The 13,255-nt window shown below is 38.0% G+C and carries 10 protein-coding genes; 5 read left to right on the top strand and 5 right to left on the bottom strand.

Going from position 1 to position 13,255, the window contains the following annotated elements; all coding sequences use genetic code 11:
- The first annotated feature begins 1 nt into the window (after window position 1).
- Entirely contained in the window at window positions 2-916 is a 915-nt protein-coding gene (locus BCL90_RS10570; protein ID WP_121283943.1) for an FKBP-type peptidyl-prolyl cis-trans isomerase, read from the top strand.
- Here BCL90_RS10570 and BCL90_RS10565 read toward each other — a convergent pair.
- The 3 genes from BCL90_RS10565 to BCL90_RS10555 form a co-directional block, all read right to left on the bottom strand.
- Window positions 906-2,207: a cryptochrome/photolyase family protein gene (locus BCL90_RS10565; protein WP_121283942.1), complete on the bottom strand. Its 1,302-nt coding sequence runs from the start codon at window positions 2,205-2,207 to the stop codon at window positions 906-908. The genes BCL90_RS10570 and BCL90_RS10565 overlap by 11 nt on opposite strands.
- Before the next feature lie 201 nt (window positions 2,208-2,408).
- A complete protein-coding gene (locus BCL90_RS10560) occupies window positions 2,409-3,311 on the bottom strand; it encodes a TIGR01777 family oxidoreductase (protein WP_121283941.1) in 903 nt (300 codons plus the stop codon).
- A gap of 61 nt (window positions 3,312-3,372) precedes the next feature.
- A complete protein-coding gene (locus BCL90_RS10555) occupies window positions 3,373-4,983 on the bottom strand; it encodes a DUF4139 domain-containing protein (protein WP_121283940.1) in 1,611 nt (536 codons plus the stop codon).
- Window positions 4,984-5,154: 171 nt separating this feature from the next.
- On the opposite strand from BCL90_RS10555, the gene BCL90_RS10550 reads away from it, so the two are divergent.
- From BCL90_RS10550 to BCL90_RS10535, 4 genes are all read left to right on the top strand, one after another.
- Window positions 5,155-6,429 (top strand): DASH family cryptochrome, encoded by a 1,275-nt coding sequence (locus BCL90_RS10550; protein WP_121283939.1) that lies wholly within the window; start codon window positions 5,155-5,157, stop codon window positions 6,427-6,429.
- Window positions 6,430-6,639: 210 nt separating this feature from the next.
- On the top strand, window positions 6,640-9,438 hold the full coding sequence (locus BCL90_RS10545; protein WP_121283938.1) for a 2-oxoglutarate dehydrogenase E1 component: 2,799 nt from the start codon (window positions 6,640-6,642) through the stop codon (window positions 9,436-9,438).
- Between the two features lie 103 nt (window positions 9,439-9,541).
- The gene (gene odhB / locus BCL90_RS10540) at window positions 9,542-10,768 is read left to right on the top strand and encodes a 2-oxoglutarate dehydrogenase complex dihydrolipoyllysine-residue succinyltransferase (protein ID WP_121283937.1); all 1,227 of its coding nucleotides are present in this window, start codon (window positions 9,542-9,544) and stop codon (window positions 10,766-10,768) included.
- A 103-nt stretch (window positions 10,769-10,871) separates the two neighbouring features.
- Window positions 10,872-11,231, top strand: coding sequence for a ribosomal maturation YjgA family protein (locus tag BCL90_RS10535; protein ID WP_121284597.1), 360 nt, complete (start codon window positions 10,872-10,874; stop codon window positions 11,229-11,231).
- Window positions 11,232-11,384: 153 nt separating this feature from the next.
- On the opposite strand, the gene BCL90_RS10530 is transcribed toward BCL90_RS10535, so the two are convergent.
- A complete protein-coding gene (locus tag BCL90_RS10530) occupies window positions 11,385-12,065 on the bottom strand; it encodes a 3-keto-disaccharide hydrolase (RefSeq protein ID WP_121283936.1) in 681 nt (226 codons plus the stop codon).
- Between the two features lie 220 nt (window positions 12,066-12,285).
- Window positions 12,286-12,738 carry a DUF4269 domain-containing protein gene (locus tag BCL90_RS10525; protein ID WP_244094997.1) on the bottom strand — a complete coding sequence of 151 codons (453 nt, stop codon included), beginning with the start codon at window positions 12,736-12,738 and terminating at the stop codon, window positions 12,286-12,288.
- Between the last annotated feature and the right edge of the window lie 517 nt (window positions 12,739-13,255).

Here is a 13,255-nt window from a genome sequence, read left to right as displayed (position 1 = left end):
AATGAACAAATTTACTAAACTAGGCCTATTTACACTTTTACTGGCTACTGTAGTTTTCAGCTCTTGCGAAAAAGAATATGATACTGCTCAAACTGTTGATGATGAGGCTATAAAGTCATATATATCGAAAAACAATTTGACTCAAATGCAGCCTGATTCTGCTAAAACAGGATTTTATTATCAGGTTACAAACCCTACTGATGGTTCGTTTTTCTTAAATACAGATTCGGTATTGTATGATGTAACAGTTAAATCTATGACGAGCGGAACAACTTATCTTCAGTCTCCGGCAAACGGTAACTTGGGTACATATGTTGGATATTTAAATAGTTTTTTCCAAGGAGCTTTATCAACAACCATTACCTATAATATACCCGCATTAAGAACAGCTGTGCTTAAATTAAAACCAGGAGGTACAGCCAGGATTTTGTTGCCATCATATTTAGCCTTTGGTAGAAATGGTGTAGGACCAATTCCTTCAAATGAAAATCTTGATTTTATAATTAAAACTTATCCATACCATAAGCAGTGGTTATTTGATGATGCAAAGATCCAAAGCTTTTTAGCTGCTAAAAATTTAACATCAACTAAAGATGCCTCTCGTGTTTATTATATTACTAATACTGTTGGTACGGGTACTGATGCAATTAGCGACGAAAGCACTGTAGTTTATAAATATACTGGAAGATTTTTAGATGGTACCGTTTTTGATTCATCTACCGATGGTACTTTTTCGACAACTTTTGCGGGCATTGGAGTTCAAGGATGGAAAAATATTGTTAGGAAATATACTGCTGGTGCAAAATTTAGAATGATCATTCCATCTGATTTGGCTTATGGTACAGGTGGGCGTACTGGGATTCCAAGTAATGCAATATTAGATTTTGACATAGAAATCGTAAGTGTTACGAATTAGATAAAGCCTCTTTAAAAACTTTTAAAACCCTTTCCCTTGCAAAAGTATGCTCAACTATTGGTTGGGCATACTTTTTGGTGCCGAATTCTGGTACCCATTTTTTAATATATTCAAATTTGGGATCGAATTTTTTAGTCTGGAGTTCAGGATTAAAAACCCTGAAATAAGGTGCCGCATCATTTCCTGATCCTGCGGCCCATTGCCAGCCGCCAACATTACTCGCCATTTCATAATCCAATAGTTTTTCAGCAAAATAGGTTTCTCCCCAGCGCCAATCGATCAGTAAATGTTTGGTTAAAAAACTGCCCACAATCATCCGTACGCGGTTGTGCATCCAGCCGGTTTGGTTAAGCTGCCTCATCCCGGCATCTACAATAGGATAACCAGTATTGCCTTCGCACCAGGCTTTAAATTCGGTTTCGTTGTTGCGCCATTTAATTTTATCGTATTGTTTTTTAAATGAATCTGAAGCGGAGTAGGGGAAATGCCAAAGGATGGTCATATAAAATTCCCGCCATGCCAATTCAGAAAGCCAGACATTTGATTTTGCTTCCAATGCATCTTTAACTGCTTTCCGAATGCTTAATGTTCCAAAACGCAAATGCAGGCCGATACGTGTAGTGCTATCAAGCGCAGGGAAATCGCGTTCTGTGGCGTAATTATCGAGTTTACTTTTATAACTGATTTTAGGAAAATCCAAATTACTCTTCTCAAATCCCATTTCGGTTAAAGTTGGTAGAGGCAGATGTTTGGTTTGTAATAAATTTTTGAAGTATTTTTTTGTAGGGTATGCTTTTACATAAAAGTCATTCAATTTAGCATGCCATTGTTTGTAGAAGGGGGTAAAAACGGTATAAGGTGTTTTGTCGGCTTTTAAGATTTCGTTTTTTTCAAAAATAACCTGATCCTTAAATGTTTTGAAGGCTATTTCTTCGCTGGTTAAAAACTCCGCCATGTTATCATCACGTTCGCGGGCATAAGGCTCATAATCGTGATTGGTGTACACCTCCTTAACATTGTATTCCTTTAAAACTTCGGGCCATATCTTTTCAGGCTCACCATATTTTACCAGTAAATCTGACCCCTGCTGCTGAAGTTCTTTTTTTAAATCCTCAATGGTCTGATAAATAAAAGTGACACGGGCATCATCTTTGGGCAGTTTATCCAATATATTCTTGTCAAAAATGAAAAGTGGCAAAACTGGGTAATCACCTTTTAGGGCATGATATAAAGCGGCATTATCTGCTAAACGTAAATCGCGGCGGAACCAGAGAATGGATATTGGATTCATTAAAGGGGAATTATAAGGAAACTAAAATTATTTTTTACGTCATGCTGAACTTGTTTTACAAGTAAGTATAGCGTTTTCAATTGCCTTGTAGCTACTACGTGGTCAGCATCTTTTAGCACAGATATTCTGATAAGATCCTGAAATAAATCCGATAGCTATCGGATCAGGATGACGACCATTTAGCAAGATAATCCATTGAACCTATTTATACAAATCCCTCAAAGCGTCTTCCAAATGTGTGAATTTAAATTTGAATCCCGCATCAAGAATTTTTTGTGCTGAAGTATTATTGCTCATTAAAACGGCTTCAACACGTTCTCCCAATAACAATTCCAATGCTTTTTTAGGTACCTTGATCGGCCAGACCGGACGATGAAGCTGTTTGGCAATAGCTTTGGTTAACGCTTTATTGGTGACCGGAAAAGGAGCACAGGCATTGTAACAATTTTCCATTTTAAGATTTTCGATGGCTTCAATGTACATTTCTACCATATCATTAATGTGTAGCCAGGGCGTCCATTGTTTGCCAGTGCCTAAAGCCGCTCCGGCAAATAACTTAACAGGTTTGTCGAGTTGTGGTAAAGCACCGCCGTGATTACTTAAAACAATTCCGGTCCGGAGTTTTACAATCCGGAGGCTTAATTTTTTGCCCTGGTCTACTGCATCTTCCCAAAGTTTACAGCATTCAGCTAAAAATCCATAACCGTTTGGACTTTCTTCTGTTAAAATTTCATCGCCACAATCGCCATAAAAACCAACTGCCGAAGCAGAAATGAAAGATTTTAGCTGATGATCAGGTTTAGATTTAATCGTTTTAAAGAGTAATTCTGTTGATTTTACGCGGCTATCAATAATCTGTTTTTTGCGTTCATCTGTCCATTTTTTATCAGCAACCGGTTCTCCTGCTAAATGGATAATGGATTCTACGCCATTTAAACAATCAGCATCAATTGTTTCTTTATAAACATCCCACACAAAATTATTCGCATCGTTATCTTTCTTTCGCGAAAGTGTATTCACCTCATAACCCTTGCTAAGCAAGTGCTTTTTCAGTTCAGTACCCACAAGTCCTGTAGCCCCGGTAATCAGAATTTTCTTAGCCATCTTTTTAAAACACTAAAGATACAAAAGGGTTTTTTTAAAGACTAAAGACTAAAGACTAAGTCTACAGTCCCGCAATGATTTTATTTTTAGGGGCTTTAACCGAATAGCTTAATTTGATCGTTTTGGTCTCGTTAGGTGCAATTTTTAACTGCCAGGATAGCATTCCGTTTTCTTTGTTTACTTCTGCGCCACTATTCTCTAACAATTCGGTTTCGATATCACTTTCAGTTGATAATGGATATTGATCCTTAAGTGATAGGTCTATCGTTTCTTTTTTAGTGTTTCTAATCTTGATCAGATAAGTAAAAACCTGTTTTTTATTCGTGCCAATAAATTTTGTGCTGCTAAAATCCTGTTGTTTCTCTTTCGTGATTATAATCTTTTTATCTTTTCCCATGCTTAAACTCAGTGTATCTAAAATGTTCGCTGGGTTGATATATGATTTTCCGGTATACGTGCCTTCAAAAATAATATTCGCATTCCCGGCCTGGAGATTTAGTTTTTCCCAGTCGGTTACATCAGCCAGTAAATAAGCATCGCTACTAAGTTTTGGAGCAGCATAATATTTGTATTTGGCAGGCACTTCGTATTCTTTAAATGCAACGGTATGAGGTTTGTTGTCGCTGTTCACATCATAAGGGATGTCAATATCAAACGTTACGCCCAATTGGGTCTCATTAACGGAAGTATAATCGTTCACCGTAGAAACAGAACCGGTAAGATTTTTCTTTTTGTCAGCATCATAGCTCACAACTACAACTTCACTTAGTTCACTTTTTTCGGCAATTGGTGATGCCAATCCCTTAATCCGTATTTGTTGTGGATAGGTAGATACAAACCAAGGGTTTAAATTGGGTGCAGTAATGTTATAATTCGGGTTACCGGTAGATAAAGAAAGTTTAACTTTTTTCCAATCTAGACCTGTGCTCTGTGTAATGGCAGCCTTGTACACTATGCCTAATGGATTTGAGGTGCTCATCGCTTTTATATCATAACTGGCCAGCCAATTTGCATTTGGCGTAACATACGAAACATGATAGCTGGCATCTATATTTTCATTTGCCATTAATTGAAGAACCAATTGCCCAAGTTGCTGGTTAGGATTGTTCCTTAATTCTGAAATTTGCTGTTGCAATGCGTTTAGTTTTTGGTTTTGTTTATCCTCTATGAGCGTGAGTGCTGAGATGGCTGTCCTAACTTCTGCATTTTTTGTGCGGTAATATTCTGCTAATTTAATCAGTTCGGCCACATTTGTCCCATTGGCTGTACCACCTGATTTTCTGTTCTCGTCCAGTAAGAGTAACGTTTGTTCTTCAATGGCTTTTGCATTTTTTGTTTTGGTTAATTCGTTGCCGACTATTTTAACACTGTCGCTCAGTTTTTTAATTTCGGGATTTGCAGCATCGGTATTCAGGAAATCTTTATTGAATTGAACGGATAAAATGGTAACTCCCGGCGAAACACTAACCTGTATCGAATTTTCATTTACCCGCCCGGAAATATTGTTGACTACAATTTCTGATGTTCCGGCCGGGAGGTTTACTTTTCCTTTATGTAAAAGTTGAGCACCGTTGTTGTAAACCGTTACACTTTCCAGTATGGCTTTGCTTTTTATCTGTTGCTGTGCGAATACGCTTATTGGAAATAACAGGCTGATGAATATTTGTTTCATTGTTTTTTATTAAGGTGTAGGTATCAATATTTGATTGAAGGATGTGTTTACACCTCATTTTCCATAAAATAGTTTTTTTGTTTCCTATTTGTAAAGAATTATTCAAGGGTTTGATGAAGAAGAAAAATAAGATAAATTTGTAAAGCGTTCTTACACCCTTTTCGATAAAAGATGTCCAAAAAAATTTTAGTCTGGTTTAGAAATGATCTTCGCTTGCATGATAACGAAATGCTGGTCGAGGCAATTGCTAAATCTGATTCGATTTTGCCTGTTTACATTCTCGATCGCCGTTCTTTTGGCGACACAAAATACGGTACCTTAAAAACAGGTAACATCAGAGCACAGTTTATTTTAGAAAGTGTTTTAGGTTTACGCAATGCTTTAAAACAGATTGGAGGAAACCTGCTGATTGCTGAAGGTAATCCTGAAGATATTATTCCTCAGCTTGTGCAGGAATATGAGATTACCGAAGTTTACCATCACCGTGAAGTAGCACGCGAAGAAACGCATGTTTCAACTTTGGTAGAAAATGCACTTTGGAAATTACGCGTCAACCTTAAACATTTTATTGGTCATACCTTGTATAACAAGGAAGATTTGCCATTTCCGATCAAGGATATTCCTGATGCCTTTAATCAGTTTAAGAAAAAAATTGAGCGCGATTCGATTATTAAGCCCTGTTTTGCAGCACCTGACCGGATTAATGTAGCCGAAGTGATTGATTGGGGTACATTATCCTCTTTAGCAGACCTTGATCTTACACCTCAACAAAAGGATCAACGTTCCGATTTTGAATTTGTAGGTGGCGAGGCAGAAGGTTTGGCTCATCTTCAAAAGGTGATTGTGGCCATGCAACAGGCTGCAACCACTAAAAACTTAATCCTGGCTTCAAAATTATCAGCCTGGTTAGCCATGGGTAGTTTGTCGCCGCGAAAAGTGTACTGGGAAATTAAAAAGATGGAAGGTGTGCCAAACACTAAAGCCATGTTCAATCATATCTTATTAGGCCTGCTTTGGAGAGATTATTTCCGTTTCATGTTTAAGAAATACGGCAATACGTTTTTTAGTCCGGATGGTTTTGGCAGCCAGGGATTGATTGATATTGCGAATGAGCAGGATAACTTTAGTAAGTGGAAGAATGCGCAAACAGGTTTTGCTGTGGTAGATGCCGTGATGACGGAACTAAATCAAACCGGTTTCATCTCGAATATTGCGAGACAAACCGCTGCCTTATATCTGATCAATAATTTAGAAGTAAGCTGGGTTTTTGGCGCAGCGTATTTTGAAGAAAAGCTGATTGATTATAATCCTGCAAGTAATTGGGGCAACTGGGCTAATGTAGCCGGTGTAGGTAACGATCAGAAATCGAAAAGTGTTTTCGATCTTGATAAAAATATCAAAAACCTCGATCCAAAAGGCAATTACTCCTTAACTTGGGCATCATAGTTGTGAGGATTGAATTATAAAATGACTGAATGTTGAATGAGTGCATTTGGGTGATTGAATTTTAACAAATTTTGCCCATTTTTTGTATGTAAAGCCAGCTCATTTACTCACTTACTAATTTAAAACCCGCTCATTTATTTTAATCGAGATTTTTGCCATTTATATAAGGTAAAATTCTAATTTTGTAATGCTTATAGTAAATAGTTAATAATGGATAAATTATCTTATCTTAATGGCGCAAACGCCGAATATATAGAGTCTTTATATCAATCCTATCAACAAGATCCCGGGTCTGTTGAATTTGGCTGGCAGAAATTTTTCGAAGGTTTTGATTTTGGAAGAGGATCGGAGGCTCCTGCAGTAACGGCAGAAACGCCTGAACAATTTCTAAAAGAAGTTAATGTTTTAAACCTGATTGATGGTTATCGTAGTCGCGGGCACTTATTTACACATACCAATCCGGTTCGTGAAAGACGTAAACATTTGCCAACATTAGATCTGGCAAATTTTGGATTATCAGATGCTGATTTAGAAACGGTTTTCAACTCTGGTGTAGAGATTGGTATCGGTGCTGCAAAATTGAAAGATATTGTAGCCTTTTTAAAACAAACTTATGCACACTCAATCGGTGCAGAATATAAATTTTTACGCACACCGGAAGTGTTGAACTGGATTCAGCAAAAAATGGAAAGTGCACGTAATACACCCAATTTCTCAATCGATGAGAAAAAACGTATTCTCCGGAAATTAAACGAAGCGGTAAGTTTCGAAAATTTCCTAGGTACAAAATTTTTGGGTCAAAAACGTTTTTCATTAGAAGGTGCGGAAGCTTTAATTCCCGCTTTGGATTCAGTAATCGAAAAGGGTGCTGAACTGGGAATTGAAGAATTTGTAATTGGTATGGCTCACCGCGGTCGATTGAACGTGTTGGCCAATATCATGCAAAAAACATACAAAGATATTTTTGCTGAGTTTGAAGGTAAAAGCTACAATCCGGATACCCCATTTGGTGGCGACGTAAAATACCATCTGGGTTATTCTACAGATGTTACTACGGTTTCAGGTAAAAGTGTTCACTTAAGTTTATGCCCTAACCCATCACATTTGGAAACGGTTGATGGTGTGGTAGAAGGTATGAGCCGCTCGAAAATCGATTTCAAATATGGTGGCGATAACAGCCGTTTAGCACCAATTTTGATTCATGGTGATGCATCAGTTGCCGGACAAGGTATTGTTTACGAAGTAATTCAGATGGCAGGTCTTGAAGGTTATAAAACCGGTGGAACCATTCACCTGGTAATTAATAACCAGATTGGTTTTACCACCAATTATAAAGATGCCCGTACCAGTACCTATTGTACCGATATTGCTAAAGTAACTTTATCTCCGGTTTTCCACGTAAATGGTGATGATCCTGAAGCTTTGGTTTATGCGATTAACCTGGCAATGGAATACCGTCAGAAATATAAAAACGATGTTTTTATTGATATTCTTTGCTACCGTCGTTTCGGGCACAATGAGTCTGATGAACCTAAGTTTACCCAGCCGTTATTATACAAAACAATCGAAAAACACCCCAATCCAAGGGAAATTTATATTGATCAGTTAACTAAAGAAGGTAAGTTGGAAGCTGGTTTGGCAAAAGAAATGGAAAAAGATTTCCGTGGTATTTTGCAGGAACGCTTAAACGAAGCAAAGGAATATGTTGCAGGTAGTACCGAAGTTAAATTTGGTGGTGCATGGGCAGATTTGCGTATGGCAACGCCGAAAGATTTCGAATCTTCTCCTGTTACTGCTGTTAAAAAATCTACTTTGTTAGAAATTGGTAAACGCATTACTGCTTTGCCATCAAATAAAAAGTTCTTCAAAAAAATAGAAAAGCTATTTGCTGAACGTAGTAAAATGGTTAACGAAACCAATATTTTCGATTGGGCAATGGGCGAGCAGCTGGCTTATGGTACTCTGTTATCAGAAGGTAAACGTGTTCGTTTAAGCGGGCAGGATGTGGAGCGTGGTACTTTCTCTCATCGTCACGCCGTACTAACGCTTGAAGATAGTGAAGAAGAATATGTACCGTTGGCAAATATTTCTGATCAACAGGCATCATTTGATATTTACAATTCACACTTATCTGAATATGGTGTTTTAGGTTTCGAATATGGTTATGCCATGGCGAACCCAAATGCATTAACCATCTGGGAAGCGCAATTTGGTGATTTCTTTAATGGAGCACAAATCGTTGTAGATCAGTATATTGCAAGTGCAGAAACCAAATGGCAACGCGAAAACGGTTTGGTAATGTTATTGCCTCATGGTTACGAAGGCCAAGGACCAGAGCATTCATCAGCACGTATTGAGCGTTTTATGGAGCTTTGCGCCGATTACAACATGCAGGTAACCAATTGTACTACTCCGGCAAACTTCTTCCATGTATTACGCCGTCAGTTTAAACGCGATTTCCGTAAACCGTTGGTGGTATTTACGCCTAAAAGTTTATTGCGCCACCCTGCTTGTGTTTCTAAATTAGAAGAATTTACCGAAGGTGGTTTTAAAGAGGTAATTGATGATGTAAATGTTAAAGTTGCAGATGTAACGCGTATTGTTTTCTGTAGCGGTAAAATTTACTACGAATTGCTGGAGAAACAGCAGGCTGATAAAATCAAACATGTAGCCCTGGTTCGTGTAGAGCAGTTGTATCCGACTCCGGTTGATCAGATGGAGGCCGTCCAGACAAAATATAAAAATGCAAAAGAAATTTTCTGGGTGCAGGAAGAACCAGAGAACATGGGCGCATGGCCATATTTGTTCCGCAGGTTATACAAAACCGCATTAAAAGGTATTGATGTAATTTCGAGAAGAGAGAGCAGCAGTACGGCTACAGGTTTTGCAAAACAACATGCTAACCAACAGGCTTATATTTTGGCAAAAGCTTTAGAACTTCCTGTTAAACAAGAAGAAGTAAAGGAAGCGACCAAAAAGGCCAGTAAAAAAATGGCAGAAGCGGATTAGAAGTAGAAAGTTCCAGGGTTTAAGATAGAGGATTTAAGTAATCTACAATTTTAAACTTTCAATCTTAAAACATAATAACAACAAAAATTACAATTTTAAAAATATGAGTTTAGAGATAAAAGTTCCACCTGTTGGTGAATCGATAACCGAAGTTGTTTTATCACGTTGGATAAAAAACGATGGCGATGTTGTTGAAATGGATGAAGTTATTGCCGAATTAGAATCGGATAAAGCAACATTCGAATTAACTGCAGAACAAGCTGGAACTTTAAAAACCATAGCAGCCGAAGGCGATACTTTAGCCATTGGTGCAGTAGTTTGTAAAATTGAAGATGGTGGTGCTGCTCCAGCGAAAGCTGATGCGCCAAAGGCTGAAGAAAAGGCTGTTGTTGCTGAAGATAAAACTGCGGCTCCAGTTGCCGAAAAATCAGGCGAAAGTTATGCTACAGGAACTCCTTCTCCTGCTGCTGGTAAAATTCTTGCAGAAAAAGGCATTGATGCTGGTGCGGTGAAAGGTACTGGTGTAGATGGTCGTATTACTAAAGATGATGCGGTTAAGGCTGAGGCGGGTAAAAAACCAGATGCACCAAAAGCAAGTGCTCCGGTTGCAGCTGCTGCTCCTGCAGGTAGCCGTGGCGAACGTCGTGAGAAAATGTCTCCATTACGTAGAACGGTTGCAAAACGTTTAGTTGCTGTAAAAAATGAAACCGCAATGTTAACCACTTTCAATGAGGTTAACATGAAGCCGATTATGGATTTACGCGGAAAATATAAAGATCAGTTTAAAGAGAAATTTGGTGTTGGTTTAGGTTTTATGAGCTTTTTCACTAAAGCCGTTACCGAAGCATTAAAAGATTTCCCTGCAGTGAATGGTCGTATTGAAGGTGAAGAACTGGTATACAATGATTTCGCCGATATTTCTATCGCTGTTTCTGCGCCGAAAGGTTTAGTGGTTCCGGTGATCCGTAATGCGGAAAGCATGACTTTAGCTCAGATTGAAAAATCGGTGTTAGAATTGGCTTTAAAAGCACGTGATAGCAAATTAACCATCGAAGAAATGACTGGTGGAACATTCACCATTACTAACGGAGGCGTATTTGGTTCCATGATGTCGACTCCGATTATCAATGCACCACAATCCGCTATTTTAGGTATGCACAACATTGTTGAGCGTCCGGTAGCCGAAAAAGGTGAGGTGGTAATCCGTCCGATGATGTACGTTGCTTTATCTTACGATCACAGAATTATCGACGGACGTGAGTCGGTTGGTTTCCTGGTTCGGGTGAAACAATTGTTAGAAGACCCTGCTAGATTATTGTTAGGTATCTAAACCCTAAATCCCGATAAGTCGGGACTTTATATATTTATAAAGAAGTCAAGTTTTAATGGCCAATGCGCTAGAAAAACTTGACTTCTTTTTTTATACCCGAAAAATGAAATTAACGTTCAACTCAAAATTTCTCTTCATTTTTTTAGCGATATTCCTTATCGAAATTTTAATCGCAAAATATCTTCACGATGCATTTATCCGGCCTTTTGGTGGTGATGTTTTAGTGGTTGTATTAATTTACGCATTCTTCAGAATATTCTTAATTACCAATAATAAAAGACTTGCTTTAGGTGTATTGATTTTTTCTTTTGTTATCGAATTTTTACAGGCACTTCATTATGTAAATTGGTTGGGCCTGCAGGATAATAAGTTCTGGAGTATTGTTTTGGGGACTTATTTTTCTGTTTATGATTTGCTTGCTTATTTTGTTGGATATCTGATTTGTTTGTTTTTTAAGGATTGATCAGGTGTTGGTCTGGATTTGTAATCCGGACCTATTGCAATGCACTTTAACAGTTATGTTAATGAATCCACTTTCTAAGGATTAAAAATCCTTAGCTCAAAAGACGTGATTACAAATCCCGACTAACAATCAGGATTGAGGTAAAGCAATTTCTTATTTTGAAAGCGCTTTAATCGGTTTCAGATCCAATTGTTTAAATTCTACTTCACTACCTTCCGCCTGTAGGGCAATCTGGCCGCTATTTACTGTACAGTTTGTGCCATAATTTACCAAAGTACCGTTTACCCAAACTTTAACTTCATCATTTAAACATTGAATAACCATGGTATTCCATTCTCCGAGTGGTTTTTCACTGTCATCGGTTAAGTTTTTAATCCGGCGGAGTTTATTTCCATTTACGCCCCAGTTTTCTTGAGGGCCGCGTCTGGCAACCATATCAGGCACGGTAATGTCTTCTTCAATACACCAAAAATCGCCGGCATCTTTATGTTGCATTTGAACTTCAACTGATTTTGGGAACATGCCATACAGTGCTCTTGGAGTAGAGGCATGCACCAAAACGCCACAGTTACCAGGTTTGCCCGCAAAGCGGTATTGTACGGTTAACTGGTAATTTTTATAGATTTTATCGGTTATTAAATGTCCCCCTGGTGTACCCAAGCTTACCAACATTCCATTGCGGACAATAAATGGATTAATCGTATCGGGTTTTTTATCCATGGCAGGAACATCTACATGCCAGCCGCTTAGATTTTTTCCGTTAAAAAGGCTTTTTTGAGCAAATGTTGAACAACTTAATGTAATTAGCAGTAAAATCGCGTAGTAGAGTTTCATGGTATATTTGGTTTTTGTATTCCAAATATATTTTAAAAAATGATGAAATAATAGTGGTCAGAATAAAGTATAGGGAAATAATGTAAATGGTTGTCATCCTGAATGAAATGAAGGATCTTTATGGAGTGGACGCACTTCTGTATTTCTTTGACTAAGATTCTTCACTGCGTTCAGAATGACAAGTGGGGCTGCAACTTCAAGATCTGGTCTTAGCGTCTCGCTAAGACTCCAATTTCAGCAACTCTTCGTAAGCATCTCCCTCAATCCCTAACAGTTTTGCAAAGGCCGGTTCTGTTTTATAGCCTTGTTTTTTTAAGGAGATAACTTCCTGTCTGAATGCTTCTCCTTTTTCTAAAAGTAATTTATATTCAATTAACATGTGGCGGTAAGCATTTTGCATAGTAGTAGGTATGTTTTGTCCGAATACTTCTATTTCAAAACCATCAATGGTGAAATTTGCTTTAACGGCTTCAAATTTAGTGCTTTCGTGAATAGTGAAGTTCTTTTCATTGCCAAATAGGGTATTTAGTTGAACAATGAACTCACCTTTATCCGAAACTTCGCAGATCACATCCAGGTCGCTGTTTTCGATGTCGATATTGATTGGTATAGTACCCACCAGGATTGGATGGTAAAGGTTAAGCTTTTCTAAAACCCGATTGCATGTTAACATCTGATAAGCCTTAAGTTGCCTCTCATTGCCGGACTTTAGATAAGATATATCGAGGAAGTTGATCATCGTTCTTTATATTTAGCTTTAGGTTGGTGGGCCACTGACCTTGGAATTCGGATTTTTTTTAATGCCTATTACTTACCAAACTCTTGTTGGTTGGTTTGACACCAATTAATAGAGAGGTGCAACTAACCAATGGGTTTTATTCTAATTGCACGAAAGATCCTGAAATAAATTCAGGATGACGAACCGACTGATTTATATTATCGCTTAAATAAATCTGTTTACTTATTTAGCGTGACAGCGACAATAGAATTTAATTCAACATAAACAATGGGCAATTGCTTTTTTTCTTTCTTGCAGGATCAAAGTTACTAAACCCGATAGGATGAATGCCAATGCTTTCTGGTATTATCCTGATTTTTTTGATGAAACACAGTTAGAGCACAGGCCTCATTGGCAGTAAGGATACCGGGAACAGACTTAAATAGCTGCTGCTGTACCTGCTTTCCAAAAG

Origin of the sequence: Pedobacter alluvionis (assembly GCF_003664035.1) — a bacterium.
Classification (GTDB): domain Bacteria; phylum Bacteroidota; class Bacteroidia; order Sphingobacteriales; family Sphingobacteriaceae; genus Pedobacter; species Pedobacter alluvionis.
This window is presented reverse-complemented; position numbering and strand designations above follow the sequence as displayed.